We start from the raw sequence: 26,121 nt of genomic DNA, 5'->3' as shown, positions 1-26,121 counted from the left end.
CGTCGCCGGCGGAACCGGCCGGCTCAGTCGGTGCGCACCACGAAGTCGGCGCGCGAGCGGGTGCGGTACCGCTCGAAGAGCTCCGACTCGTCGGTGCGCCACTGGTCCCAGTGTGCGCGCAGGTAGTCGCCGTCGCGCTCGAGGGCACGCGCGAGCCGCACGCCCGGGTCGGCCTCCAGCCACACCAGCACGCCGACGAGGTGGCCGATCGCCGGCGACCAGCACCCGACACCCTCGAGCACCAGCAGCCCGCCGGGACGCACCTCCCGGCTCTCGGCCCAGCCGTCGGCGTGCCAGTCCCAGCGCCGCCAGCGTCCGGGCTCGCCGCCGGCGAGCGGGGTGAGCAGACGGGTCACGGTGGCCGCCAGGCCGGGCAGTCCGCGCCAGCCCTCGAGCAGCTCGTCGGAGTGCACCACGTGAGCGCGCGGCACGAGCTCGGCGAGCGCCGCCGCGAGCGTGGTCTTGCCCGAGCCCGCCGGGCCGTCGATGCACACCAGGCGTCCCGTGCCGAGGGTCGGCGGGCCCGCGTGGACGAGGTCGGCGACCGTGCGGGCGACGTGGTGGGGGTCGGCGGTCACCAGCCGACCGCCCTCGTCCGGACGGCTGTCACGAGGGCTCAGAACGCGACCTCGCAGCCGCGGTAGGACGGCACCACCGCGGTCACCGCATCGCCCCGGACGAGGTGCACCTCGCGCACGTGCTCGAAGAGCTCGCCCGACTTCGCGTGACGGAACCAGACGAGGTCGCCGATCGCGAGCGACGCGGCGGGATGGCCGGTCAGCGGCGTCTGCACCTCGCCCGCCCCCTCGAGGGCGGTGAGGCGCAGTCCCGGCGGCGCCCAGGGGAGGGGTGAGCGGTCGGCGCCGGTGGGGCCGCTGGCGACGAGCCCGCCGCCGTGGACCGTCACCGTGGTGGGGCCGGGCCTGCGCGTGACGCGCAGGCCGAAGAAGGCCGCCGGGCGCGGCTCGAACGACGTGTAGTGGTCGAACAGACCGGGCACCAGCAGGCCGGAGCCCGCCGCGACCTCGGTGACGGCCGGGTCGGCTGCGGTGGACTCGACCGAGCCGGAGCCGCCGCCGTTCCAGAACTCGAGCTCGGCGACCGGCCGCAGGGCCTCGGCGATCTCGCTCCGCCGGGAGGCGAGCTGCGCCATCGACGCCTGCTTGAGCCGGCGGACGAGCAGCGACCGGGCTCGCTGCCCCGGGACGTCGTCCGGCACGCCGGCGACCTGGCCCTCGTACGTCATCACGCCGACGAGCCGGAAGCCGTCGCGATCGGCGACCCGACGTGCCATCGCGACCACGTCGGCGGTGTCGAGGAGCGGTGACCGCCTCGGTCCGACGCGCTGACCGCCGAGCCGCAGGCCGGCGTCGAGGTCCAGCGCGACCCGCACGGGGACCGCGAGCGAGCTGCGGGTCGCGTCGACGGCGTCGAGGTGGGCCGGGTCGTCCACCATGAGGGTGATCGCCGCCGCGGCGGACGGGGAGGAGGTCAGCCGCCGCACCGCCGCGGCGTCCACGGTCGGGTACGCGACGACGATGTCGTCGCTGAGGCCGTGCTCGTGCAGCCAGAGCGCCTCGGCGAGGGTGTACGCCAGCACGCCGGCGAACCCGGGACGACCCAGCGCGCGCTCGATCAGCGCGGGGACCCGCAGCGACTTCGACGCGACCCGGAGCGGCTTGCCCCCGGCACGGCGCACCAGGTCGTCGGCGTTGGCGTCGAAGAGGTCCAGGTCGACCACGGCGAGCGGCGTGGCGGGCGGCTCGGGCAGGCCGGCGACTGCGGACCCGAGCCGCGACCACAGCCGGTTGCGCTCGACGAGGTGCACGCTCACTCGATGCCGCGCTTGCGCAGCAGCGCCTCGATGTCGGCCATCTCGTCGTCCACGGCGGGGCCGGGGGTCGCGCCCGTGGGGCCGGAGGCGGGGCGGGTCCGGGTGGACGACGCCTCCGGCAGTGCCTCGCCGCGCCGAGCCCTGCGGCCGGCGCCCGCGGCCTGGCCGCGGGCGAGCTGGCGGTCGCGGATGAAGCCGCTCACGACCCACAGCACCAGCGCCAGCCCGGCCAGCCCCACCCCGGCCCAGGTGCGGACGTCGAAGACCAGGCCGGTCGCCCAGTCGGTGACCGACCCGGCGATCTCGACGACCATCTCGAGCGTCCCGGTCAGCCACGCCGCTGCCGGGAGCAGGGTGAAGCCGAGCGCGCGGAGGCCGTTCGCCGCTCCGCGCCGGCGGAACGCGATCCACGTCCAGATGGCGCCCGCCACCGTGAGTGCTGCGGTCAGAGCGGCCCAGGTTGTCGCTTCCACGGCCCCAGAGTCCCACAGCGCACCATGCCTACGGGAGGATGACGAGGTGCAGCACGACGACCGCGACACCGCCCGACCCCCGCAGGACGAACCGCCCGGGCGCACCATCCCCGACCCCGGGTTCGGCGACGACGCGGGGGAGGCGGACCCCCGGCTCGCCCGCGTGCTCGCGGACCACGCGAGCGGCGCCGCGACCTCGGGCGCGGTGCTGTCGCTCCTGCAGGACGCCCGGCTGCTGGTGCCGGTGGTCGCGGTGCTCGGCGAGGTCGAGGTCGACGACCAGGGCCTGGCCCACGACAAGTCGTCCGACATGGCGGCCGTCCTGGTGCAGGCCGCCGACGGGAGCACGGGCCTCCTGGCGTTCACCTCCACCGCCTCGATGGCCCGGTGGGACCCGCAGGCCCGCCCGGTCCCCGTGCCGGCCCGGACGGCCGCCACGGCAGCGGTCCAGGACGGCGCCGAGGCCCTGCTGGTGGACCTCGCCGGCCCCGCGACGTACGTCGTCGACGGCGACGACCTCCCCCGGCTCGCCTCCGGCTGGCGGCTGGTGGCGATCGGCGACGGCTCGGGCGGCCACGGCTGGATTGGCCCGTCGGCGGAATGATCCGCTAACCTCCTGTGTTGACCGATCAGTGACACCACGCTTTCCGGTGCCACTGATCCAGCCAAGCGGAGCCGAGCAGCACCCGTCTCCCACCCGCACCGATCGTCCAGCACCACAGATCGTCGGGTCCGGTCCAGTGGACGCAGTCGTCGCGAGACGGCCGTGGACATCTCAGCTTCCCCGGACGGGGGAGGCGTGTCATGACTGGCTCCCGCTTGGCGACAGCGGGAGCCTTTGTTCATTTCCGGCCGAGCACGGACCGGTGGGACGGGGACTCCCACCCACCCGAACCACTGGAGGACCCATCAGCACCGAGCTGCGCATCAACGACCGGATCCGCGTACCCGAGGTCCGGCTCGTAGGACCCAACGGCGAGACCGTTGGCATCGTGCCGACCGACCAGGCACTCAAGCTGGCCCAGGAGGCCGACCTCGACCTCGTCGAGATCGCCCCGCAGGGTCGCCCCCCGGTCTGCAAGCTCATGGACTACGGCAAGTTCAAGTACGAGAACGCCCAGAAGGCCCGTGAGGCGCGCCGCAACCAGACGAACGTGATCATCAAGGAGATGAAGCTTCGTCCGAAGATCGACTCGCACGACTACGAGACCAAGAAGGGTCACGTCGTGCGGTTCCTCGGCGCCGGCGACAAGGTCAAGATCACGATCATGTTCCGCGGTCGTGAGCAGCACCGTCCCGAGCTGGGCTTCCGCCTGCTGCAGAAGCTCGCCGAGGACGTGCAGGACCTCGGCTTCGTCGAGTCCTCCCCCAAGCAGGACGGCCGCAACATGACCATGGTCATCGGCCCGCACAAGAAGAAGGCCGACGCCAAGATCGACGCCGAGGCCGCCCGGGCGACCAAGGAGCAGGCGCGTGCCGAGCGCAAGGCCGAGGAGGACGCCGAGCGCGAGGCGGCCCACGCCGCCGGCCCGGTCGCCCAGAAGAAGGAGCGCCGCCGCTCCGAGAACCTGGATCCCGAGATCGAGGCCTGAGAGCACGGCTCGAGCGGAGCGAGAGCCTCGCTCGAGCATGCGGCGACGACGTCGTCGCGACCAACCTCAGCCGGGTCCGTGACGACCCCCAAGAACCCCGAACCACGCACAAGGAAGTTGAGGCAGACACATGCCGAAGAACAAGACCCACTCGGGCGCCAAGAAGCGCTTCAAGGTGACCGGCTCGGGCAAGATCATGCGTCTGCAGGCCGGCCGCAAGTCCGGCGCTGCGTTCGCGTCCGCCCCCACCACCGGCAGCCGCAAGAAGCACCGCCGCAACGCCGGCATGGTGGAGCTCGAGAAGGGCGACGTCGCTCGCGCCAAGAAGATGCTCGGCATCTGAGCCTGACCCCACCTGGTGGCTCAGCCGCCCGTCCGCCTGAATTTCCCCTGCATCAAGGAGTAGCACCATGGCACGCGTCAAGCGCGCAGTGAACGCCCAGAAGAAGCGTCGTACCACCCTCGACCGCGCGAGCGGCTACCGCGGCCAGCGCTCGCGGCTCTACCGCAAGGCCAAGGAGCAGGTCACCCACTCCCTGGTCTACAGCTACAACGACCGCCGCAAGAACAAGGGCAACTTCCGCAAGCTGTGGATCCAGCGCATCAACGCTGCCGCCCGCGCCAACGGCATCACCTACAACCGGTTCATCCAGGGCCTCGGCCTGGCCGGCATCGAGGTCGACCGCAAGATCCTCGCCGAGCTCGCCGTCAACGACGCGCCGGCGTTCGCCGCGCTCGTCGAGGCCGCCAAGGCCGCGCTGCCCGAGGACGTCAACGCGCCCAAGGTCTCCGCCTGAGCACAATGAGCACTCCGCTCGCCGCGAGCAACGCTCGCGTCAAGGAGGCTCGCAAGCTGAGCCGCCGCTCGGTACGCACCGAGCGGCGGCTCTTCCTCGCCGACGGCCCGAAGGCCGTCGAGGCGGCGCTGACTGTCGAGGGCTGCGTCGTCGAGGTCTTCGCGACGCCGACCGCCCTCGAGCAGCACGCCGACCTCCTGGGCGGCGCCGCCGTGACCCTCGTCGACGAGCGGGCCCTCGCGTCGCTGTCCGACTCGGTCTCCCCGGCGGGACTGGTGGCGCTGTGCCGCCACCTCGACGCCCCGCTCGACCGCGTGCTCGAGTCGTCCCCGCGCCTGCTCGCGATCTGCGCCGACGTGCGCGACCCCGGCAACGCCGGCAACGTCATCCGCACCTCGGACGCCGCCGGTGCGGACGCGGTCGTGCTGGCCGGCCAGTCGGTCGACGCCTACAACCCCAAGACCGTCCGCAGCACCGTCGGCAGCCTGTTCCACCTCCCGATCGCCGTGGAGCCCGACCCGGCGGTCGCCGTCCGCGCCGCCCAGGGCCGCGGCCTGACGGTGCTCGCCGCCGACGGCGCCGGCGAGGTCGACCTCTTCGACGCCGACCTCAGCGGTCCGACCGCCTGGCTCTTCGGCAACGAGGCCTGGGGGCTGCCGGACGAGCTCGCCGCACTGGCCGACCACCGCGTCGCCATCCCCATCCACGGTCGTGCCGAGAGCCTGAACCTCTCCACCGCCGCGGCGGTCTGCCTCTACGCGACGGCGCGGGCGCACCGCCCGCGCTAGCCTCGCTGCACCATGATCCTCATCGACCCGCCGGCCGTCCCGCGCTGGGACCGGCTGTGGTCGCACCTCGCGAGCGACACGTCCTTCGACGAGGTGCACGACTTCGCCGCCGCGCACGGCGTCCCCGCCAGGGGCTGGGACCGTGACCACTACGACGTGCCGGCGGACGCCTACGAGGCGCTCGTGGCAGCGGGGGCCGTCCCGGTGAGCTCGCGCGACCTGGTGGCTGCGCTGCGCGCCGCCGGCCTGCGGCGGCCCAAGGCCGCCGCACGCCACCGCTCCCACGACTAGGGTTGCGGTCGTGTCGGACGACCATGCAAGGCGCCACCGGGTCGAGAGCGCCCGGCCGAGCCGGCTGCGCACGCTGACCGACTTCTACCCCGACGGCGTCCTCGGCGCGAGCCGCGACGGCGTCGTGACGATCCTCAACGCCCAGGGGGCGGCGCTGCTGGGCGTCGACCCGGAGCAGGCGCTCGGCATGCCGCTCCCCGACGTGCTGCGGCTGCTCGACCAGGACGGGCGGACCTGGCTCCACGTCAACCGCCCCTTCGACGCGATCTCGATCGTCCGGGGCGTCCCCGAGCAGTCGTGGCTCAACGCGTCGGGCCACGAGGTCCTCACGACCGCACGCCTGGTGCGCGAGGTGCCGCTCGGACCCGTGGTCGGCATCGCCGTGGGCCTGCGCAGCGGGCGCGGTCGCGCTCGGCTGGACCGGGACCGCTCCGACCTCGTCGCCACGGTCGCCCACGAGCTGCGGTCGCCGCTCACCGGCGTCAAGGGCTTCGTGCAGGCGCTGCTCAACCGCTGGGACAAGCTCAACGACGACCAGCGCAAGCTGATGCTCACCACGGTGAACGCCGACGCCGACCGGCTGGCCCGGCTCATCGCCGAGCTGCTCGACGTCGCCCGCATCGACACCGGCCGGCTCCAGCTCTACCCGCGCGAGTCGTCCGCGGAGGTCCTCGTGCGACGGGTGGTCGCCTCCATCGAGGCCGGCACCGCCCGGGAGATCCGCGTCGAGGTGGAGGAGGGACTGCCCGACGTCTTCGCGGATCCGGACAAGTTCACCCAGGTGGTCACCAACCTCGTCGAGAACGCGGTCCGCCACGGCCAGGGCCAGGTCACCGTGCGACTCGCCGCATCCGAGGCGCTCGACGGCGTGCGGATCACCGTCGACGACGAGGGCGAGGGGATCCCGACCGAGCTCCGCCGACGGGTGTTCACCAAGTTCTGGACCACCGGCGAGTCCGGCGGCAGCGGTCTCGGGATGTACATCGTGGGCGGGCTGGCCCGCGCGCACGGCGGCTGGGTCACCATCGACGACGCCCCGGGCGGCGGCGCTCGGGTCCACGTGGACTGGCCGTGCCAGGACCTCCGGCCCGAGTGAGGGCCGACCTCCACACAACCTTCACGCGTCGTCCCCGGCTCCCACCCGCTCGGGCTCCTAGGGTCGGGGCATGACGTCGAGCGCCGCCCGGGGCACCACCTCGTGGACTGCCCCCCGGACCGTCCTCGTGGTCGAGGACGAGCGCACGATCAACGACGCCCTCGCCCAGCGCCTGCGCGTCGAGGGCTACGTCGTCGAGCAGTCCTTCGACGGTCCGTCCGCGGTCGACCTGGCTGCGTCGAGCCGTCCCGACGTGGTGCTGCTGGACGTGATGCTGCCCGGCTTCGACGGTCTCGAGGTGTGCCGCCGCATCCAGGCGGCGCGGCCCGTGCCCGTGCTGATGCTGACGGCCCGCGACGACGAGGCGGACGTGCTCGTCGGCCTCGGTGTCGGCGCCGACGACTACCTGACCAAGCCGTTCTCCATGCGCGAGGTCGTGGCGCGGGTGGCCGCCCTGCTGCGACGGGTCGAGCGAGCGGCCGCCCTGGCCGACGAGCGGCCGGCCGTCATCGGGGTCGGCGGCGTGGTGATCGACCCCGGGGCCCGGCGTACGACCGTGGCGGGCGAGCCGGTGCACCTCACCCCGACCGAGTTCGACCTCCTGCACTGCCTGGCCCGTGCACCGGGCCAGGTGCTCAGCCGCGAGCGCCTGCTCCGCGACGTGTGGGACTGGGGCGACGCCTGGGCCAGCGCGAGTGCCACCCGCACCGTCGACAGCCACGTCAAGGCGCTGCGCAGCAAGGTCGGCGCCGCGCGGATCCGCACGGTCCACGGGGTCGGCTACGCGCTCGAGGACCTCCCGTGAGCGCCTGGCTCGACACCGTCTCCAGCCTCAAGGTCAAGCTCGGGCTGCTGGTCGCGGCGTCGGTCGTCACCGCGGTGGCGCTGACCCTGCTCGGCTCCGCGGCCGACGTCCCGGCGGTCCTCGTCCTCCCGGTCAGTGTCGCGCTGGCCCTCGGCGTCACCCAGCTGCTGGCGGCGGGCATGGTGGCGCCACTGCGCCGGATGACCGAGGTCTCGCGGGCGATGGCGCGGGGGGACTACTCGGGCCGCGTGCGCACGAACGCCACCGACGAGGTGGGGCAGCTCGCCGCCGCCTTCAACCGCATGGCCGAGGACCTCGCCACGGTCGACCGGGAGCGTCGGGACCTGATCGCCACCGTGTCCCACGAGCTCCGCACGCCGCTGACGGCGATGACCGCGCTGCTGGAGAACCTCGCCGACGGCGTGGTCCCCGCCGACCCCGAGCACCTCCGGGCCGCCCTCGACGAGGCGCAGCGCCTCGGCGGTCTCGTCGAGGACCTCCTGCAGCTCTCGCGCCTCGAGGCCGGCGTGGTCGACCTCGACCGCCAGGACGTCACGCTGCGCACCGTGGTCGAGGAGTCCGTCCGCCAGGTCCGGGCGACCGGCCGGAGCCGGGGTTTCGACCTCCGGGTGCCGCACCGGCTCGTGGTGACCGCCGACCCGACCCGGCTGCGCCAGCTGCTCGTCAACGTCCTCGACAACGCCGCCCGCCACGCGCCGGCCGACACCGACGTCCGGGTGGTGGCCGGGCAGGACCACGGCGAGCGAGCGGGCTGGTGGCTCGAGGTGACCGACGACGGCGGGGGAGTCGCGCCGGAGGACCGCGAGCGCGTCTTCGAGCGCTTCGGCACCGACGGAGCGGGCGGCACCGGCCTGGGGCTCGCGGTGGCCCGGTGGGTGGCCCAGCTGCACGGCGGCACGCTGCGCTTCCTCGACCCGGCATCCGGGCAGGGTGCCCGCCTCCGGCTCCACGTGCCGGCGACCGTTCAGGACGGGTCGGGGCGTACGCCGCTCGACGCCGCTCCTCCGGACGGGTCCCGCGCCGCCGGGGCTACGCCGGCACGGGTGCCGCGCTCCGTCCCGGCGCCGGCGGAGCGCCCCGCCCAGGGCCTGGAAGCGCTGTTCGGCCGGTTCTGGCCCGAGCCCGACTCGCCGTCGGGACTGCGCACGGTCGTGGCAGCCGCGGTGGCGGGGGCCGTCGCGGGCGTCGCCCTGTCCTTCACCGAGGTCGGAGTGACCTGGACCCTCGTCGCGGTCGTGTGCGGCGCCGCGGCCCTCCTCACCGCCCGCGACCGGCACGACCCCTGGACGCTCACCTGCGCCGGTCTGGCTCTCCTGCTCGTGCTCCCGATGACCCTGCTCGACGCCTGGTGGGTCCAGATGCTCGGGCTCCTCTGCGCAGCGACGCTGTTCTTGAGCGGGGTCACGGGTGCCCGCACCCTGCGCGGCACCGTGCTCGCGGGCATCGCGTGGCCGCTGGCCTCGCTCCGCGGCCTGCCCTGGTTCGGGCGCACGCTGCGGCTCGCCGGCCCGGAGTCGCGCACACCCGCCGTCGTGCGTACGACCGCGTGGTCCCTGCTCGGCCTCGCGGTGTTCGGCACGATCTTCGCCAGCGCGAACCCGGTCTTCGGCTCCTGGGTCGACCGGCTCGTGCCCAACCTCACCTTCAACGACGTCGTCGGGCGAGGGTTCCTCGCCTGCTTCGTCTTCGCCGCCACCCTGGGCGCCGCGTACCTCGCGCTCAACCCGGCCGACGTCGAGGTGCTGAGCCGGCGCCGCCCTGCCGCCCTCGCGAACCGGTTCGAGTGGCTGGTGCCCGTGCTCGTCGTGGACGCCGTCTTCGTGGCGTTCATGGCCGCCCAGGCCCGGGCGCTCATCGGCGGCCGCGACTACATCGAGGCCACCACCGGCCTGACCTACGCCGACTTCGTCCACCAGGGCTTCGGCCAGCTCACCCTCGCGACCGCACTGACGGTGCTGGTGGTGTGGGTCGCCGCCCGCCGGGCCGGCCACAGCGCGGAGGACCGCCGGTGGCTGCTCGGCTCCCTCGGCCTGCTGTGCACCCTCACCCTGCTCGTCGTCGCGTCCGCGCTGCGCGGGATGGCCGTCTACCAGGACGCCTACGGCTTCACCACGCTGCGGCTCTTCGTCGACGTCGTCGAAGGCTGGCTCGGCTTCGTGGTGCTCGCGATCATGGTGGCCGGCGCGGCCGGACGCGGGCGATGGCTGCCCCGGATCGCGCTCGGCTCCGGCGCCGTCGCGCTCGTCGGGCTCGCGGCCGTCAACCCCGATGCGTGGGTGGCCGAGCGCAACCTGGACCGGTGGGAGGCGACGGGGCACCTCGACCTGCGCTACCTCCGGACACTGTCCGCCGACGCGGCGCCGGTGATCGCCGAGCGACTGCCCCGGGACGTCGCTCGCTGCGTGCTGTCCGACCTGCTCTCCGGCAGCCTGCACCCCGAGGTCCGCAGCGACGTGCGGGCGTGGAACTGGTCGCGCTCGCGGGCGGAGGACGCCCTGACCGGCCTGGGCCTGTCGGCGGCGCCGGTCGACGCGCAGGACGGCTGCAGCGGCGTGTGGGCGGCCTACCCCGACCAGTGACGACGAGCGACGAGCAGCGACGAGTACCATGGCGCCCGTGGACACGAGCCTGCGATTTCTGCGCCCCGGACCTGGTCCGTCGGGCAGCTGACGCACACCGGGTCCGGGGAGTGCCCTGCGACCCCACGCCCGTCCACTTCTAGACTCTGCGGCGAACCTCCGTCGCCGCTCGAAAGGGAGCCATGTCCGGCCCCAACACCGACTACGACCCTGTCGAGGTGACCCCGCTCAAGGCCGACGAGGTCGAGGCGATGCGCGAGGCGGCCCTGGCCGCCATCGCCGGCGCCGCCGACCTCGCCGCCCTGAAGCAGGTGCGCCTCGACCACGCCGGGGACCGCTCCCCGCTCGCGCTCGCCAACCGCGAGATCGGCGCCCTGCCGCCGCAGGCGCGCAAGGAGGCCGGACAGCGCGTCGGCCAGGCCCGCGGGGCGGTGAACCAGGCGCTCGCGGCCCGCCAGGCCGTGCTCGAGGCCGAGCACGAGCAGCGGATGCTCGCCGAGGAGACCGTCGACGTCTCGCTGCCGACCACCCGCCGGCGGCGCGGCAGCCGCCACCCGCTGACCCTCCAGTCCGAGCTGATCGCCGACCTCTTCGTGGCGATGGGCTACGAGGTCGCCGAGGGCCCCGTGGTGGAGGCCGAGTGGCTCAACTTCGACGCGCTCAACCTCGGGCCCGACCACCCGGCCCGCACCATGCAGGACACCTTCTGGACCGAGCCCGCCGAGGACCACGTCGTGCTGCGGACCCAGACCTCGCCGGTGCAGGCCCGCACCATGCTGACCCGCACGCCACCGATCTACGTCGTGTGCCCGGGTCGCGTCTTCCGCACCGACGAGTACGACGCCACGCACTCGCCGATGTTCCACCAGGTCGAGGGCCTCGTCGTCGACGAGGGCATCTCGATGGCCCACCTCAAGGGCACCCTCGACCACTTCGCCTCCCAGCTCTTCGGCGACGGCATCACCACCCGCTTCCGCCCGTCGTACTTCCCCTTCACCGAGCCGTCGGCGGAGGTCGACGTCCGCTGCTTCGTGTGCCGCGGCGGCGACGGCGTGGCGGAGTGCCGGACGTGCCGCGGCGAGGGCTGGATCGAGTGGGGCGGCTGCGGCGTGGTCAACCCGCGCGTGCTCGTGGCGTGCGGAGTCGACCCGGAGGTCTACTCCGGCTTCGCCTTCGGCATGGGCATCGACCGCTCCTTCATGTTCCGCCACCACCTGGAGGACCTGCGGCCGCTCTTCGAGGGCGACGTGCGGTGGAACTCGGCGTTCGGGACGGAGATCTGAGATGAAGGCGCCGCTGTCCTGGATCAAGGACTACGTCGACGTGCCCGCGCACGTCACCACCGACGAGCTGACCCGTCGGCTCACGCTCACCGGCCTCAAGCTCGAGGCCGTGGAGAGCCCGGGCCGCGAGATCACCGGCCCGCTGGTGATCGGGCGCGTGCTCACCATGGAGCCCGAGCCGCAGAAGAACGGCAAGACCATCAACTGGTGCACCGTCGACGTCGGCGACGCCAACGGGACCGGCGAGCCGCAGGGCATCGTCTGCGGAGCGCACAACTTCGCGCCCGGCGACCTCGTGGTCACCGTGCTGCCCGGCGGCGTGCTGCCCGGCGGCTTCGCGATCGGTGCGCGCAAGACCTACGGCCACCTCTCCGCCGGCATGATCTGCTCGGCCCGCGAGCTCGGCCTCGGTGAGGACCACGACGGCATCATCGTGCTGCCCCCCGACGCAGGCGAGCCGGGACAGGACGTCCGCCCGGTGCTCGGGCTCGACGAGGAGGTCATCGAGCTCGAGGTCAACCCCGACCGCGCCTACGCGCTGTCGCTGCGGGGCATCGCGCGCGAGGCGCTGGTCTCCGTCGAGGGCGCCGACCGCTTCCGCGACCCAGCGGTCCGCGACACCCCGGCGCCCAACGCGGACGGCCACCCGGTCGTCGTCGAGGACCCCGCCGGCTGCCCGGTCTTCGTCGCCCGCAAGGTCACCGGATTCGACCCGACCGCACCCACGCCCGACTTCATGGTGCGGCGCATCACCGCCGCCGGGATGCGGCCGATCTCCCTGGCCGTCGACGTCACCAACTACGTGATGCTCGAGACCGGCCGCCCCATCCACGGCTACGACGCCGACAAGGTCCAGGGCGCGATCGTCGTACGCCGGGCGCGCGAGGGTGAGCGGCTGACGACCCTCGACGGCACGACCCGCGAGCTGGACCCCGCCGACCTCGTGGTCACCGACGACTCCGGCATCATCGGGCTCGGCGGCGTCATGGGTGGCGAGACCACGGAGATGTCGGGCTCGACGACCTCGATCCTCGTCGAGGCCGCCCACTGGGACGCCGTGTCGATGTTCCGCACCGGTCGTCGCCACAAGATCACCTCCGAGGCCGGCCGGCGCAACGAGCGCGGCGTCGACCCGACGATCTGCGAGGCCGCGGCCGACCGCGTCGTCGAGCTCCTCGTCGAGCACGGCGGCGGCCAAGCCCACCCCGGAGTCACCGTCGTCGGCTCCCCGCCCGCGGTGCCCGCGATCCGGATGGCGGCCGACCTGCCGCAGCGCGTGGCCGGCCTACCGATCGACTCCCGGACGGTCGTCGCCTCGCTGCAGGCGGTGGGATGCCGCGTCGACGCCGACGGAGCGGACGTCGAGGTCGTGCCGCCGCCGTGGCGCCCCGACCTCACCGACCCCCAGGACCTCACCGAGGAGGTCATCCGACTCGTCGGCTACGACGCGATCCCCTCCGTCCTGCCGACCCCGCCGTCCGGTCGCGGCCTGACGCGCGCGCAGCGGCTGCGTCGCCGCATCGGGCGCACGCTCGCGGGCGAGGGCTTCGTGGAGGTCGTGAGCTTCCCGTTCGTCGGCGCGTCGGACCTCGACGACCTCGGCCTCACCGCCGACGACCCGCGGCGCGACCTGCTCGAGCTGTCCAACCCGCTCAACGCCGAGGCCGGCTTCCTCACCTCGACGCTCCTCCCGGGCCTGCTCCGCACGGCCGGCAAGAACGTCGGCCACGGCAACGACGACGTGGCGATCTTCGAGACCGCCACCGTCACGCTGCCCCGGCACGCCGGTCCGGCGGCGATCCTCCCGGTCGACCGCCGTCCCACGGACGAGGAGTTCGCGGCGCTCGACGCCGCCCTGCCGGCCCAGCCGCTCCACCTGGCGGTCGTCGCGGCCGGTGACGCGGACTCGGGCGGCTGGTGGGGCGAGTCCCGGCCGGTCACGTGGGCCGACGCCGTCGAGGCGGTCCGCTCCGTCGCCGCGGCGTTGGGCCTCGAGGTCACGGCCTCCGCCGTCGAGCTCGCTCCCTGGCACCCCGGCCGCTGCGCGGAGCTGTCCGTCGACGGCGAGGTCGTCGGCCACGCGGGCGAGGTGCACCCCACGGTCTGCCAGGCGTTCGGCCTGCCGAAGCGCTCGGTGGCAGCCGAGGTCGACCTCGACCTGCTCATGGCGCGGGCCGTCGACCTCCGGCGGGCGCCGAGCTTCTCCTCCTACCCGGTCGCCAAGGAGGACGTCGCCCTCGTGGTCGACACCGGGGTCCCCGCGGCGGAGGTCGAGCAGGCGCTGCGCGAGGGCGCCGGCGAGCTGCTGGAGTCGATCCGCCTCTTCGACGTCTACACCGGCGAGCAGGTCGGGCCGGGCCGGAAGTCGCTGGCCTACGCCCTGCGGTTCCGGGCGCCGGACCGGACGCTGAAGGAGGGCGAGGCGGCCGCGGCGCGTGACTCCGCCGTCGCGCTCGCCGCCGAGCGGACGGGCGCCACGCAGCGCGCGTGACGACGGCCGCGGGCCTCGAATCCCCTGGGACTCGAGGCCCGGTGCGCACGTCTGGTGCTCGTCCCGCCGGTGGTCAGCGCCGCTCGCAGGAGCGGCGCTCCTCCGCGACGCACCGGTCGCGCCCGTGCTGTCCGAAGGCGCGGTCACGACCCGGTCCCCCCAGGATGTCGTCGCCACGGGAGTCGCCGAACAGCTTGTCGTCACCGCGTCCGCCCAGGAGCCGGTCCCGGGCGTAGCTGCCGACCACGCGGTCGTCGCCACGGCCGCCCGACAGGACCACCGGCCGACCGGGGCCCTGGACGGCGTTGGCGTTGAGCACGTCGTCCCCGCCGAGCCCACGCACCCGGATGCGGGTGGCGACGACCTTGACCTTCTCCGCGCGCGGGCTGCCGACCACCGTCACGGCGCCGCCCCCGACGAGGAGGTCCTCCCACCGGTCGAACGCGAACGCGTAGGTGGACTGCTCGTCGGACGGCGTGCAGACGAAGGACCCACCGAAGGTGACGTGCGCCCGTCCGCAGCCGGTGGAGCTGTACGTGTCCCGTCCCGGCCCCCCGTCGACGGATCCGGAGCCACGGACGCCGAGACGGAGGTGGTCGTCGCCCGCGCCCATCGACACGGAACGGCGGCCCGTGCCCGCCGCAGGCGGGGTGGAGGCCGCCGCGGACAGGTAGAGGGACTCGTCGGCGTCGGAGCCGACGAACGACACGACCGGGTTGTCCAGCATCAGGGTGTAGGTGGCGACCTCGCCCGTCCACCGCAGGACCGACCGGCCGTCGACGGTCGCCACGCCGGCCGCGGCGTCGACGGCCACGTCGGTGCCCTGCCAGCCGGGGTGGACCTCCAGGTGGTCGCCACCGGCACCCGTGTCGAGGACACCGGTCTGCTCGCCGCCCCAGCTCAGGCGGTCGGCTCCCGGGCCGAGGCGGACGACGTCGCCGTTGGTCGCGCCCGGCGCGGTCGAACCGGAGTGGACGACGTCCTCGCCCGCCCCGGTGTCGATCGTGTCCGGCTCGGTGTCGAGCGTCTCGCCGAGGCCCGCGTGGGTAAGGTCGTGCTCGCCGGCGAAGACCGTCTCGTGGAACGGCGAGGCCTTCGGGTCGTCCGGGATGGCGCGATCGAGCCCGACGTAGGTGTCCGATCCCGCGCCCAGCACCGTGGTGACCCACACGTCGTCGTCCGACACCTCGTTGACGACCGTGTCGTCGCCCGCTCCCGCGCTCACCGTGATCGTGTAGATCTCGTCCTGCAGCCCCGAGCGGATGCAGATGAGGTCGTCGCCTCCCTTGCCGTCGTACGCCGTGGGGCCCGCGTCCGGGACGGCCTCGACCAGGAGGACGTCATCCCCCTCCGTGCCGGTGCCCACGACCGTGACCGGCCTGCCCTGGCACGTCGTCGCAGCCGCCCCGGCGGACGGCGTGGCGGTCACCGACAGCGTGGCGCCCAGCAGGGCGCAGGCCAGGGCAGCGGTGGTCGTGCGGGTGCGGGTCATGGTGCGGCCTCCCTCTTCGTGGCGTCGGCAGAGGAGACGTCGTGCGGGAGCAGAAGGTTGCAGGCGCGGGCGATCAGGTGATCGGCGAGGTCACGACCGCACGGAACCGCGCCAGGACGTCCGGGTCGCCCGCGGCGGAGACCTCCGTGTCGTCGGCCCGGCTCCAGAGCCACAGGTCGAGCGCCTGCGCCGTCCCGTCGACGACCACGTCGGGCTCCGTGTCCTCGTCCTCCGGCGCCGGCACGACGTGGAAGTCCTCCTCGTCGGCGTACGACGTCCCGCTGTCGGGGTCGGTGCCGGAGAACGTGCCCAGCCGCAGCCAGAACCCGTGCCCGGTGTCGGTGACGTCCACCCGGACCAGGCCCTCGCCCGGCTCCCACGACCCCCAAGCGGGCATCCCGCCGTACATCACGTCGAGGCACTCGTGGACGCCGTCCGCGGCGAGCACGGGGTCGAGCTCGCTGGCCACGCCCGCCGCCTGCTCGGCGTCGACCCGGTGGACCAGCGCCTCGTGGGCCTGCCGTCGCAGGATGAAGCCGACCGTGTGGTCGTCGGACCAGTTCCACGCCTCGTCGGCGGAGTCCGCGGCCTCGAGCACCTCTGCCAGCCCGCGCGACCAGTCGTCGTAGGTGGTGAGCAGCTCGTCGTACGTCCCGGGACGAGGCGGGTCGATCTCGTCGGGTCGCGCGGGTCGGGCGCGCAGCACCTCGGTCCACCACCTCTGCACGGTGGCGAGGTGCCACAGCAGGTCCGCGGCGTCCCAGTCGGGGCACGACGGGACACCGGCGGCGGGGTCGCAGTCCGTGAGCACCTCGCGGAAGCGCGCGGACTCCCTGCGGAGGTGGTCGAGGTAGGCGTCGGGGGACAGGCGGGTGGGAGGTGTGCTCACCCCTGCACCGTAGGCGAGGCGGCCGGACCGTGCCTCCGAGTTCGGGGCCCGATCGAGGGACCATGCAGGGCCATGTATAGTCATGCACATGACCGCATCAGTAGCCGTCGCGGGAGCCAGCGGGTACGCCGGAGGCGAGGTGCTGCGCCTGCTGGCCGGGCACCCCGGCGTCGAGGTCGGCGCGCTCACGGCGGGCTCGAACGCGGGCGAGCGGCTCGGCGCGCTGCAGCCGCACCTCCTGCCACTGGCCGACCGGGTCCTCGAGGCCACGTCGGTGGACGTCCTCTCGGGTCACGACGTCGTGTTCCTCGCCCTGCCGCACGGCCAGTCCGCGGCGATCGCACAGGCGCTCGGCGAGGACACGGTGGTCGTCGACTGCGGCGCCGACTTCCGGCTGACGGACCCCGAGGAGTGGCGGGCGTTCTACGGCGGTGAGCACGCGGGGTCCTGGCCCTACGGCCTCCCCGAGCTGCCGGGCCAGCGCGAGCTGCTGCGCGCCGCACGGCGGATTGCCGTGCCGGGCTGCTACCCGACCGTGTCGACGCTGGCCGTCGTGCCGGCGCTCGCCGCCGGCCTGGTCCAGCCCGACGTCACCGTGGTGGCCGCGTCCGGCACGAGCGGTGCCGGCAAGGCGCCGAAGCCGCACCTGCTCGGCAGCGAGGTGATGGGCAACGCCAGCGCGTACGGCGTCGGTGGCGTGCACCGGCACACCCCCGAGATCGTGCAGAACCTCAGCGGCGTCCACGGCGCGGCCGTGCGGGTCGGGTTCACGCCGCTCCTGGTCCCGATGTCGCGCGGCATCCTCGCGACCGTGCAGGCGCCGCTGCTGGACGGCGTCAGCCCGGAGCAGGTCCGCGACGCCTACGCCGGGGCGTACGACGCTGAGCCGTTCGTGCACCTCCTCCCGGAGGGCCGGTGGCCGCAGACCCAGTCCGTGCTGGGCTCCAACGCGGTCCAGGTCCAGGTCGCCGTCGACGAGCGGGCCCGACGACTCGTGGCGGTGGCCGTGGTCGACAACCTGACCAAGGGCACCGCCGGCGCCGCCGTCCAGTGCATGAACCTCGCCCTGGGCCTCGACGAGGCCACCGGGCTCTCCACGATCGGACTCGCCCCCTGATGAGCGTCACCCACCCCAGCGGCTTCACCGCCGCCGGCGTCGCGGCCGGACTCAAGTCCACCGGCGCCCCGGACCTCGCCCTGGTCGTCAACGAGGGCCCCGCCCACGACTCGGCCACCGTCTTCACGACCAACCGCTGCAAGGCCAACCCCGTGCTGTGGAGCCAGGAGGTCGTCAAGGACGGCGTCGTGCGCGCCGTCGTCCTCAACTCCGGCGGCGCCAACTGCTACACCGGTCCGGACGGCTTCCAGACCACGCACGCGGTCGCCGAGAAGGTCGCCGAGGGCCTCGGCATCGGCGCGATCGACGTCGTGGTGTGCTCCACCGGCCTCATCGGGCTCGCCAACGACCGCGACGACCTGCTCGAGGGGGTCGAGGCCGCCACCGCCGCGCTGTCCGCCGACGGGGGAGCAGCGGCGGCGGAGGCGATCATGACCACCGACTCGGTCAGCAAGAACACCGTCGTCGAGGGCGCCGGGTGGTCGATCGGGGGCATGGCCAAGGGCGCCGGGATGCTCGCCCCGCAGCTGGCCACGATGCTCGTCGTGCTCACCACCGACGCCGTGGTGCCCGCGAGCGACCTCGACGCCGCGCTCCGGGCCGCGACCCGCGTCACCTTCGACCGCCTCGACTCCGACGGCTGCATGTCGACCAACGACACCGTCACCGTCATGGCCAGCGGGGCCAGCGGCATCACGCCGACGCCCGAGGACTTCACCGCCGCCCTCACCCAGGCCTGCGCCGACCTGGCCATGCAGCTGCTCCAGGACGCAGAGGGCGCCGACCACGAGATCGCGATCACCACCGTCCACGCGGCGTCGGAGGAGGACGCCGTCGAGGTAGGCCGCAGCGTCGCGCGCAGCAACCTGTTCAAGGCCGCGATCTTCGGCAACGACCCCAACTGGGGCCGCGTGCTCGCCTCCATCGGCACGACCAGCGCGCAGTTCGACCCCGCGGACCTCGACGTCGCGATGAACGGCGTCTGGGTCTGCCGGCAGTCCACCCCGGCCGAGGACCCAGCCGGCGTCGACCTGACCGGGCGCGAGGTCACGGTGACCATCGACCTCAAGTCCGGTGACGCCCGCGCCACCGTCTGGACCAACGACCTCACCCACGCCTACGTCCACGAGAACAGCGCCTACAGCTCATGAGCCCGACCAGCACCGAGCCCACCGTCGACCAGCACCCCAGGCGGCCCGACCCCGCCAAGGCCCGCACGCTCGCCGCCGCCCTGCCGTGGCTCAAGCGCTACCACGGCCGGACCATCGTGGTGAAGTACGGCGGCAACGCGATGACCGACGACTCGCTCAAGGTCGCCTTCGCCGAGGACATCGCCTTCCTCCGGTTCGCCGGCTTCAAGCCGGTCGTCGTCCACGGCGGCGGACCGCAGATCTCCCGGATGCTCGACAAGCTCGGCATCGAGTCGGAGTTCCGCGGCGGCCTGCGCGTCACCACGCCCGAGGCGATGGACGTCGTGCGGATGGTGCTCGTCGGCCAGGTGCAGCGCGAGCTGGTCGGCCTGGTGAACCAGCACGGCGCGCTGGCCGTCGGCCTGTCCGGGGAGGACGCCGGCCTCTTCACCGCGCGTCCCACGAGCACGACGGTCGACGGCGAAGAGGTCGACCTCGGCCTGGTGGGCGAGGTGGCCGACGTGCGCCCCGAGGCCGTCCTCGACCTCATCGAGGCCGGGCGGGTTCCGGTCGTGAGCTCCGTCGCCCCCGACGTCCACGGCCGGGTCCACAACGTCAACGCCGACACGGCCGCCGCCGCGCTGGCCGTCGCGCTCGGCGCCGAGAAGCTCCTGGTGCTCACCGACGTGGAGGGCCTCTACCGCGACTACGGCAACTCCGACGACCTCATCCAGGAGATCAGCCCGGAGGCGTTGGGCGAGATGCTGCCCAGCCTCGACGCCGGCATGGTCCCGAAGATGCAGGCCTGCTACGAGGCGGTGACCGGGGGAGTCCCGCGCGCCACCGTCGTCGACGGACGCGAGCCGCACGCCGTCCTGCTCGAGATCTTCACCGACGAGGGCGTCGGCACGCAGGTGCTGCCCGGCGCCACCACCCGGCTGCGCAAGCCCTACGCCACGGAGGACGCGTCGTGAACGCACCGGCCACGACCATCCAGGAGCGCTACGCCGGCGCCGTGATGAACACCTTCGGCCCGCCTGCGCTGGCGCTGGTCCGCGGCGCGGGCGCCCACGTCTGGGACGCCGACGGCCGCGAGTACGTCGACCTGCTCGGCGGCATCGCCGTGAACTCCCTCGGGCACGCCCACCCCGCCCTCGTCGAGGCGGTCACCACCCAGCTCTCGACGCTCGGGCACGTCAGCAACTTCTTCGCCACCGAGCCGCAGGTGGCGCTCGCCGAGCAGCTGCTCGGCCTGCTCGGCTGGTCCGAGGGTCGCGTCTTCCTCAGCAACTCCGGCGCGGAGGCCAACGAGGCGGCGCTCAAGCTGACCCGCCGCACCGGCCGCACCCGGCTCGTGGCAGCCGAGGGCTCGTTCCACGGTCGCACCATGGGAGCCCTCGCGCTCACCTCCAAGGCCGCGTACCGCGAGCCGTTCGCGCCGCTGCCCGGCGAGGTCACGTTCGTGCCCTACGACGACGTGGCCGCGCTCGAGGCGGCCGTCGACGACACGGTCGCCGCGGTCGTGCTCGAGCCGGTGCAGGGCGAGGCGGGCGTCGTCGTCCCGTCCCCGGACTACCTCGCCGCCGCCCAGCGGATCGCCCGCGGCAGCGGCGCGCTGCTGTGGCTCGACGAGGTGCAGACCGGCATCGGGCGCACGGGAGCCTGGTTCGCCCACCACCACCTCGAGGGCGTCGAGCCCGACGTGGTCACCCTGGCCAAGGGCCTCGGCGGCGGCATGCCCATCGGCGCCACCGTCGCCAGGGGACCGGCGGGCGCATTGCTGCAGCCGGGCAACCACGGCACCACCTTTGGCGGGAACCCCGTCGCCGCCGCGGCCGCGCTCGCCGTCCTCCGCACGATCGAGGCCGACGGCCTGCTCGGCGCCGCCGTCGCCCGCGGCGAGCAGCTGGCCGCCGTGCTGCGAGGGCAGGTCGGCGTCGTCGAGGTGACCGGCGCCGGACTGATGCGCGGCGCCGAGCTCGACGGCCCGTACGCCGCCGAGGTCGTCGCGGCCGGCCGCTCGGCCGGCTTCATCCTCAACGCCACCGGTCCGAGCCGCCTGCGCTTCGTGCCACCGCTGGTGATCAGCGCGGCCGACCTCGACGCGCTCGACGCCGCCCTGCCCGCGATCCTCGACGCCGCCCGCGCCGCGGTCGCCCACACGAACCCGGAGACCACCCGATGACGCGCCACTTCCTCCGCGACGACGACCTCTCGCCGTCCGAGCTGCTCGAGGTCCTCGACCTGGCCGACCGGATGAAGGCTGCGCCCTTCGACGCCCAGCCGCTGCGCGGCCCGCGCACCGTCGCCCTGGTCTTCGACCGGCCCACGCTGCGGACCCAGGTGTCTTTCGCGGCCGGCATCGCCGAGCTGGGCGGCAACCCGATGACGGTCGACGGGGGCCTCGCGGCCATGGGCTCGCGCGAGGGCGTCGAGGACGTCGCCCGCATCCTCGGCAGGCAGGCCGCCGCGATCGTCTGGCGCACCGCCCACCAGGGCGACGTCGTCACCATGGCGGCGTACGCCGGCGTGCCGGTGCTCAACGCGCTGACCGACGACTTCCACCCCTGCCAGCTGCTCGCGGACCTGCAGACGGTGCGCGAGCACAAAGGGCGGCTGGCCGGCGTGCGCGTCGCCTTCGTCGGTGACGGCGCCTGCAACATGGGCAACTCGTGGGCGCTGGCCGGCGCGTCCGCCGGGATGCACGTCGTCGTCGGGGCACCCGACGGCTACAGCCCCGACGCCCACGTGGTCGCGCGGGCCCGGGAGATCGCCGAGGACACCGGCGGCTCGGTGGAGCTCACCACCGACGCGGTGGAGGCGGTGAAGGGCGCCGACGTCGTCGTCACCGACTCCTGGGTGAGCATGGGGCGCGAGGAGGAGGCGCAGGAGCGGCTGCGGGTCTTCCCGCCCTACGGCGTGACCGACGACCTGCTCGCGCACGCCGCGCCCGACGCCGTCGTGATGCACTGCCTGCCGGCCTACCGCGGCAAGGAGATCGCCGAGGAGGTCATCGAGGGCCCACAGTCGGTGGTCTGGGACGAGGCGGAGAACCGCCGCCACGCCCAGAAGGCCGTGCTCGCCTGGCTGCTGGAGCGATCATGACCGCCGTGTCCCCCCTGACCAAGAGCGCCCGCCACCAGCGGATCATCGACATCGTGACGGCGCACCCGGTCCGCTCGCAGACCGAGCTGGCCGAGCTCCTCGGCGACCACGGCGTCCGGGTCACGCAGGCGACCCTCAGCCGCGACCTCGTCGAGCTCGACGCGGTCAAGGTGCGCAGCGCCGACGGCGCCCTGGTCTACGCGGTGCCGGGGGAGGGCGGTGACCGGTCGGTCGCGGCTCCCCGCGAGACCGCAGCCGGCCGCGACCGGCTGGCCCGGCTGTGCGCCGAGCTCCTCGTCAGCGCCGAGGCCAGCGCCAACCTCGTCGTGCTGCGCACGCCGCCCGGCGCGGCGCAGTTCCTCGCCTCCGCCTTCGACAAGGCCGAGCTCGGCGACGTGCTCGGCACCATCGCCGGCGACGACACCGTGCTGCTCATCGGCCGCGACCCCGGAGGTGGCGACGCGCTCGCCCAGCGCTTCCTCGACCTCGCCAACCACCCCCACCACCCCCACGACGCCCACCACCCCCACGACGTGGCCGGCAGCGCCGGCTCCCTCCCGCACACCCCACCCGAAAAGGACTCCCAGTGAGCAAGGTCCTCACCTCCCTCCCGGTCGGCGAGCGCGTCGGCATCGCGTTCTCCGGCGGCCTCGACACCTCGGTGGCGGTCGCCTGGATGCGCGACAGGGGAGCGGTGCCGTGCACCTACACCGCCGACATCGGCCAGTACGACGAGCCGGACATCTCCGGCGTACCGTCCCGGGCGCTGCAGTACGGCGCCGAGCTGGCGCGCGCGGTCGACTGCAAGCAGCAGCTGGTCGAGGAGGGCCTCGCCGCGCTCGCGTGCGGCGCCTTCCACATCCGCTCCGGCGGCCGTGCCTACTTCAACACCACGCCGCTCGGCCGCGCCGTCACCGGCACCATGCTCGTCCGCGCGATGCACGACGATGGCGTCAACATCTGGGGGGACGGCTCGACGTTCAAGGGCAACGACATCGAGCGGTTCTACCGCTACGGCCTGCTCGCGAACCCCGACCTGCGCATCTACAAGCCGTGGCTCGACGCCGCGTTCGTCACCGAGCTCGGCGGCCGCCACGAGATGAGCGCCTGGCTCACCGAGCACGGCCTGCCCTACCGGGACAGCCAGGAGAAGGCGTACTCCACCGACGCCAACATCTGGGGCGCCACCCACGAGGCCAAGACCCTCGAGCACCTCGACGTCTCGCTCGAGACCGTCGAGCCGATCATGGGCGTGAGGTTCTGGGACCCCTCGGTCGACATCGAGCCGGAGGACGTCACGGTCCGCTTCGAGCAGGGCCGGCCGGTCGCGGTCAACGGCGTGCACCACGACGACCCGGTGGCGCTGGTGCACGAGGTCAACGCGATCGGGGGACGCCACGGGCTCGGCATGTCCGACCAGATCGAGAACCGCATCATCGAGGCGAAGTCGCGCGGCATCTACGAGGCCCCCGGGATGGCGCTGCTGTTCGTCGCCTACGAGCGGCTCCTCAACGCGATCCACAACGAGGACACGGTCGCGCAGTACCACAACGAGGGCCGCAAGCTCGGCCGGCTGCTCTACGAGGGCCGCTGGCTCGACCCCCAGGCGCTGATGATCCGCGAGTCCGTCCAGCGGTGGATCGCCTCCCTGGTCACGGGGGAGGTCACCCTCCGCCTGCGCCGCGGCGAGGACTACACCGTGCTGCGCACGGACGGGCCGGCCTTCTCCTACCACCCGGACAAGCTCTCCATGGAGCGCACGGAGAACGCCGCCTTCGGTCCCACCGACCGCATCGGCCAGCTCACCATGCGCAACCTCGACATCGCCGACTCGCGCGCCAAGCTCGAGCAGTACGCCGCCCAGCCGCTGGACCAGGGCCAGGTGCTCGTCGAGAACGGCACCCTCTACGGTGCTATCGAGTCCGGCGGCTTCGACCGGATCTCCGGCACGTCCGGCCCGAAGGCGGACGACGACGAGTTCGACGAGAGGGCGCTGGACAGCGCGGCGATGGAGTTCGGGACCGACTGATGGCTGAGGCTGGCACCACCAACGAGGGCGCGCTGTGGGGCGGTCGCTTCGCGAGCGGACCGTCTCCCGAGCTCCAGGCGCTGTCGCGCTCGACCCACTTCGACTGGCAGCTGACGCCCTACGACCTCGCCGGGTCGCGTGCGCACGCCAACGCCCTCCGACGGGCGGGACTGCTCTCTGACGCCGACCACTCCGAGCTGCTGCGCGGCCTGGCGGTGCTCGGTGAGCGGTACGCCGCCGGCCAGCTGTCGCCGGCACCCGGCGACGAGGACGTCCACGGTGCCCTCGAGCGGCTCCTTCTCGAGGAGGTCGGTCCCGAGGTGGGGGGACGGCTGCGCGCCGGGCGCTCACGCAACGACCAGGTGGCGACCCTGTTCCGCGCGTACCTCCGCGAGCACGCCGGCACCATCGCGCGTCTGGTGCTCGACCTCGTCGACGTGCTCGCCGAGCAGGCGGCCGCCCACCTCGACCCCGACGGGAGCAGCACGGTGATGCCCGGGCGGACGCACCTCCAGCACGCGCAGCCGGTCCTTCTCTCGCACCACCTGCTGGCGCACGCCTGGCCCCTGGTGCGCGACGTCGAGCGGCTGCGCGACTGGGACAGCCGCGTGGCGTCGGACTCGCCGTACGGGTCCGGCGCGCTCGCCGGCCAGACGCTGGGCCTCGACCCGGAGGCCGTCGCCGCCGAGCTCGGCTTCACCGGGTCGTCCGCCAACTCCATCGACGGCACGGCCGCGCGCGACTTCGCCGCGGAGCTCGCGTTCGTCACCGCGCAGGTCGGGGTCGACCTCTCGCGCCTCGCGGAGGAGGTCATCCTCTGGACCACGCGCGAGTTCGACTTCGCGACGCTGCACGACTCGTGGTCCACCGGGTCGAGCATCATGCCGCAGAAGAAGAACCCCGACATCGCCGAGCTCGCGCGGGGCAAGGCCGGGCGCCTCGTCGGCAACCTGGCCGGCCTGATGACCACCTTGAAGGGCCTCCCGCTGGCCTACAACCGGGACCTGCAGGAGGACAAGGAGCCCGTCTTCGACTCGGTCGAGACCCTCGAGGTCCTGCTTCCCGCGATGACCGGGATGGTCGCCACCTTGACCTTCAACGCCGACCGGATGGCCGAGCTCGCGCCCCAGGGGTTCTCCCTCGCCACCGACGTCGCCGAGTGGCTGGTGCGTCAGGGCGTCCCGTTCCGCGACGCCCACGAGCTGGCCGGTGCCTGCGTCCGCCGCTGCGAGGAGCTCGGCTGCGACCTGCCCGACCTCACCGACGAGCAGCTCGCCGCGCTCTCGCCGTCGCTGACCCCCGCGGTGCGCGCCGTCCTGACCGTCGACGGCTCGGTCGCGTCGCGGGCGGGTCGCGGGGGCACCGCACCGGTCCGCGTCCAGGAGCAGCTGGACGCGCTCCGCTCCACCAGCGCCCGCCACCGTGCCCGACTGGGCTGAGGGCGACCCGCTCGAGGTCGCGCCGCGACTGCTCGGGGCGGTGCTCACCCACGGAGGCGTCTCGGTGCGGCTCACCGAGGTGGAGGCGTACGCCGGTCCCGACGACCCCGGCTCCCACGCCTTCCGGGGCCCGACGCCGCGCAACGCCGTGATGTTCGGTCCGCCCGGCCGTCTCTACGTGTACTTCATCTACGGGATGCACCACTGCGCCAACCTCGTCACCGGGCCGGAGGGCTCGCCGGGGGCGGTCCTGCTGCGCGCCGGCGAGGTGGTCGGGGGCCACGAGGTGGCCCGGGAGCGCCGCCCGGCCGGCCCCGACCGCGACCTGGCCCGTGGTCCCGCGCGGCTGTGCCGCGTGCTCGGCATCGACCTCGCCGACAACGGCGCGATCCCGCGGCTCGAGCGCGGCGACCCCCCGGCGCACGTCAGCACCGGCCCGCGCGTGGGTCTTCGCCTCGCGGCGGAGCTTCCGTGGCGCTACTGGATCACCGGCGACCCGACGGTCAGCACCTACCGTCCGGCCGCGCCGCGACGCCGCACAGGGCTCTGACCTGCGGTTATGCGTCAACGGCACCCCCGGTTTTGCATCGTCGCCGAGGACCGTCTAATGTTTCACCTGTCGCCGCAAGCGGCGCCGCCTCCTGGCCCGAAGGTCAGCTGAAGCGGAGACCAGCTGCGACCACCACCGAAGCGCCGAGCTCACGAGTTTGACGGTGAGATCCGCGCCCGGTAACGTAGTCCAGGTTGCCCCGCGACCAGACCGGCCACGCCGGCGAGGAACGGGTGCGTCTGATGTTTGAGAACTCAACAGTGTGTTTGATTAGTCGACGAATTAGTTTGTTATGCCCCGTTGACGTCATGTTCTGGTTC

Annotated in this window: 25 protein-coding genes; 20 read left to right on the top strand and 5 right to left on the bottom strand. The window is 73.7% G+C overall.

From position 1 onward, the window contains the following. Positions 1–23 precede the first annotated feature (23 nt). From J3P38_RS00125 to J3P38_RS00115, 3 genes are read right to left on the bottom strand one after another with little or no spacing between them, the layout of a single operon-like run. Positions 24–578, bottom strand: a complete 555-nt coding sequence (locus tag J3P38_RS00125; RefSeq protein ID WP_210502294.1) for a nucleoside/nucleotide kinase family protein — start codon at positions 576–578, stop codon at positions 24–26. 38 nt (positions 579–616) lie between these two features. Then, complete coding sequence (locus J3P38_RS00120) at positions 617–1,828, bottom strand: amino acid deaminase/aldolase (RefSeq protein ID WP_210502293.1); 1,212 nt, start codon at positions 1,826–1,828, stop codon at positions 617–619. 2 nt (positions 1,829–1,830) lie between these two features. Beyond that, positions 1,831–2,307, bottom strand: a complete 477-nt coding sequence (locus tag J3P38_RS00115) for a hypothetical protein (protein WP_210440840.1) — start codon at positions 2,305–2,307, stop codon at positions 1,831–1,833. Positions 2,308–2,353: 46 nt separating this feature from the next. Here J3P38_RS00115 and J3P38_RS00110 point away from each other — a divergent pair, with 46 nt between their 5' ends. The 11 genes from J3P38_RS00110 to pheT all read left to right on the top strand — a co-directional run bounded on the left by J3P38_RS00110 (position 2,354) and on the right by pheT (position 14,050). Next, positions 2,354–2,911 carry an SseB family protein gene (locus J3P38_RS00110; RefSeq protein ID WP_307807607.1) on the top strand — a complete coding sequence of 186 codons (558 nt, stop codon included), beginning with the start codon at positions 2,354–2,356 and terminating at the stop codon, positions 2,909–2,911. Positions 2,912–3,173: 262 nt separating this feature from the next. Continuing rightward, complete coding sequence (infC, locus tag J3P38_RS00105) at positions 3,174–3,899, top strand: translation initiation factor IF-3 (RefSeq protein ID WP_307807606.1); 726 nt, start codon at positions 3,174–3,176, stop codon at positions 3,897–3,899. A 130-nt stretch (positions 3,900–4,029) separates the two neighbouring features. Then, entirely contained in the window at positions 4,030–4,242 is a 213-nt protein-coding gene (locus J3P38_RS00100; protein WP_090971167.1) for a large ribosomal subunit protein bL35, read from the top strand. Between the two features lie 67 nt (positions 4,243–4,309). Beyond that, entirely contained in the window at positions 4,310–4,696 is a 387-nt protein-coding gene (rplT, locus tag J3P38_RS00095) for a 50S ribosomal protein L20 (protein WP_210437519.1), read from the top strand. 5 nt (positions 4,697–4,701) lie between these two features. After that, entirely contained in the window at positions 4,702–5,484 is a 783-nt protein-coding gene (locus tag J3P38_RS00090; protein WP_210437518.1) for a TrmH family RNA methyltransferase, read from the top strand. A 12-nt stretch (positions 5,485–5,496) separates the two neighbouring features. Further along, the gene (locus J3P38_RS00085) at positions 5,497–5,775 is read left to right on the top strand and encodes a DUF4031 domain-containing protein (protein WP_210437517.1); all 279 of its coding nucleotides are present in this window, start codon (positions 5,497–5,499) and stop codon (positions 5,773–5,775) included. Between the two features lie 10 nt (positions 5,776–5,785). Continuing rightward, on the top strand, positions 5,786–6,871 hold the full coding sequence (locus J3P38_RS00080; protein WP_307807605.1) for a sensor histidine kinase: 1,086 nt from the start codon (positions 5,786–5,788) through the stop codon (positions 6,869–6,871). A gap of 70 nt (positions 6,872–6,941) precedes the next feature. Next, complete coding sequence (locus J3P38_RS00075; protein ID WP_210502291.1) at positions 6,942–7,676, top strand: response regulator transcription factor; 735 nt, start codon at positions 6,942–6,944, stop codon at positions 7,674–7,676. Further along, positions 7,673–10,276 carry a DUF4153 domain-containing protein gene (locus J3P38_RS00070; protein ID WP_210437515.1) on the top strand — a complete coding sequence of 868 codons (2,604 nt, stop codon included), beginning with the start codon at positions 7,673–7,675 and terminating at the stop codon, positions 10,274–10,276. The genes J3P38_RS00075 and J3P38_RS00070 overlap by 4 nt, the downstream gene beginning before the upstream one ends. Before the next feature lie 182 nt (positions 10,277–10,458). Then, positions 10,459–11,559, top strand: a complete 1,101-nt coding sequence (pheS, locus tag J3P38_RS00065; RefSeq protein WP_210502290.1) for a phenylalanine--tRNA ligase subunit alpha — start codon at positions 10,459–10,461, stop codon at positions 11,557–11,559. A gap of 1 nt (position 11,560) precedes the next feature. After that, complete coding sequence (pheT, locus tag J3P38_RS00060; RefSeq protein WP_210502289.1) at positions 11,561–14,050, top strand: phenylalanine--tRNA ligase subunit beta; 2,490 nt, start codon at positions 11,561–11,563, stop codon at positions 14,048–14,050. 73 nt (positions 14,051–14,123) lie between these two features. On the opposite strand, the gene J3P38_RS00055 is transcribed toward pheT, so the two are convergent. Both J3P38_RS00055 and J3P38_RS00050 read right to left on the bottom strand, forming a co-directional pair. Then, positions 14,124–15,542: a hypothetical protein gene (locus tag J3P38_RS00055; RefSeq protein WP_210502288.1), complete on the bottom strand. Its 1,419-nt coding sequence runs from the start codon at positions 15,540–15,542 to the stop codon at positions 14,124–14,126. A 73-nt stretch (positions 15,543–15,615) separates the two neighbouring features. After that, entirely contained in the window at positions 15,616–16,431 is an 816-nt protein-coding gene (locus tag J3P38_RS00050) for a maleylpyruvate isomerase family mycothiol-dependent enzyme (RefSeq protein WP_307807604.1), read from the bottom strand. An 88-nt stretch (positions 16,432–16,519) separates the two neighbouring features. Here J3P38_RS00050 and argC point away from each other — a divergent pair, with 88 nt between their 5' ends. The 9 genes from argC to J3P38_RS00005 are packed head-to-tail and all read left to right on the top strand — an operon-like array spanning position 16,520 to position 25,801. Next, on the top strand, positions 16,520–17,548 hold the full coding sequence (gene argC, locus J3P38_RS00045; RefSeq protein WP_210502286.1) for an N-acetyl-gamma-glutamyl-phosphate reductase: 1,029 nt from the start codon (positions 16,520–16,522) through the stop codon (positions 17,546–17,548). Continuing rightward, positions 17,548–18,699 (top strand): bifunctional glutamate N-acetyltransferase/amino-acid acetyltransferase ArgJ, encoded by a 1,152-nt coding sequence (gene argJ / locus J3P38_RS00040; RefSeq protein ID WP_210502285.1) that lies wholly within the window; start codon positions 17,548–17,550, stop codon positions 18,697–18,699. The genes argC and argJ overlap by 1 nt, the downstream gene beginning before the upstream one ends. Beyond that, entirely contained in the window at positions 18,696–19,652 is a 957-nt protein-coding gene (gene argB, locus J3P38_RS00035) for an acetylglutamate kinase (protein ID WP_210502284.1), read from the top strand. Before argJ ends, argB begins: the two co-directional genes overlap by 4 nt. Beyond that, entirely contained in the window at positions 19,649–20,863 is a 1,215-nt protein-coding gene (locus J3P38_RS00030; RefSeq protein WP_307807603.1) for an acetylornithine transaminase, read from the top strand. The genes argB and J3P38_RS00030 overlap by 4 nt, the downstream gene beginning before the upstream one ends. Beyond that, entirely contained in the window at positions 20,860–21,783 is a 924-nt protein-coding gene (gene argF / locus J3P38_RS00025) for an ornithine carbamoyltransferase (protein ID WP_210502283.1), read from the top strand. Before J3P38_RS00030 ends, argF begins: the two co-directional genes overlap by 4 nt. After that, positions 21,780–22,373, top strand: a complete 594-nt coding sequence (locus J3P38_RS00020) for an arginine repressor (protein ID WP_210502282.1) — start codon at positions 21,780–21,782, stop codon at positions 22,371–22,373. The genes argF and J3P38_RS00020 overlap by 4 nt, the downstream gene beginning before the upstream one ends. Then, positions 22,370–23,812, top strand: coding sequence for an argininosuccinate synthase (gene argG, locus J3P38_RS00015; protein ID WP_210437505.1), 1,443 nt, complete (start codon positions 22,370–22,372; stop codon positions 23,810–23,812). The genes J3P38_RS00020 and argG overlap by 4 nt, the downstream gene beginning before the upstream one ends. Next, positions 23,812–25,251, top strand: a complete 1,440-nt coding sequence (argH, locus tag J3P38_RS00010; protein WP_210502281.1) for an argininosuccinate lyase — start codon at positions 23,812–23,814, stop codon at positions 25,249–25,251. Before argG ends, argH begins: the two co-directional genes overlap by 1 nt. Continuing rightward, positions 25,235–25,801: a DNA-3-methyladenine glycosylase gene (locus tag J3P38_RS00005; protein ID WP_210502280.1), complete on the top strand. Its 567-nt coding sequence runs from the start codon at positions 25,235–25,237 to the stop codon at positions 25,799–25,801. The genes argH and J3P38_RS00005 overlap by 17 nt, the downstream gene beginning before the upstream one ends. Positions 25,802–26,121: the final 320 nt, after the last annotated feature.

Source organism: Nocardioides xinjiangensis, assembly GCF_017916455.1.
Lineage (GTDB): Bacteria > Actinomycetota > Actinomycetes > Propionibacteriales > Nocardioidaceae > Nocardioides > Nocardioides xinjiangensis.
The sequence above is the reverse complement of the archived record's forward strand: the minus strand, read 5'-3'. Positions and strand labels throughout refer to the sequence as shown.

Coding starts and splice junctions, on each gene's coding strand:
- J3P38_RS00100 (WP_090971167.1), top strand. CDS start 4,030: ATGCCGAAGAACAAGACCCACTCGGGCGCCAAGAAGCGCTTCAAGGTG.
- rplT (WP_210437519.1), top strand. CDS start 4,310: ATGGCACGCGTCAAGCGCGCAGTGAACGCCCAGAAGAAGCGTCGTACC.
- J3P38_RS00090 (WP_210437518.1), top strand. CDS start 4,702: ATGAGCACTCCGCTCGCCGCGAGCAACGCTCGCGTCAAGGAGGCTCGC.
- J3P38_RS00085 (WP_210437517.1), top strand. CDS start 5,497: ATGATCCTCATCGACCCGCCGGCCGTCCCGCGCTGGGACCGGCTGTGG.
- J3P38_RS00075 (WP_210502291.1), top strand. CDS start 6,942: ATGACGTCGAGCGCCGCCCGGGGCACCACCTCGTGGACTGCCCCCCGG.
- pheS (WP_210502290.1), top strand. CDS start 10,459: ATGTCCGGCCCCAACACCGACTACGACCCTGTCGAGGTGACCCCGCTC.
- pheT (WP_210502289.1), top strand. CDS start 11,561: ATGAAGGCGCCGCTGTCCTGGATCAAGGACTACGTCGACGTGCCCGCG.
- J3P38_RS00055 (WP_210502288.1), bottom strand. CDS start 15,542: ATGACCCGCACCCGCACGACCACCGCTGCCCTGGCCTGCGCCCTGCTG.
- argC (WP_210502286.1), top strand. CDS start 16,520: ATGACCGCATCAGTAGCCGTCGCGGGAGCCAGCGGGTACGCCGGAGGC.
- argJ (WP_210502285.1), top strand. CDS start 17,548: ATGAGCGTCACCCACCCCAGCGGCTTCACCGCCGCCGGCGTCGCGGCC.
- argB (WP_210502284.1), top strand. CDS start 18,696: ATGAGCCCGACCAGCACCGAGCCCACCGTCGACCAGCACCCCAGGCGG.
- argF (WP_210502283.1), top strand. CDS start 20,860: ATGACGCGCCACTTCCTCCGCGACGACGACCTCTCGCCGTCCGAGCTG.
- J3P38_RS00020 (WP_210502282.1), top strand. CDS start 21,780: ATGACCGCCGTGTCCCCCCTGACCAAGAGCGCCCGCCACCAGCGGATC.
- argH (WP_210502281.1), top strand. CDS start 23,812: ATGGCTGAGGCTGGCACCACCAACGAGGGCGCGCTGTGGGGCGGTCGC.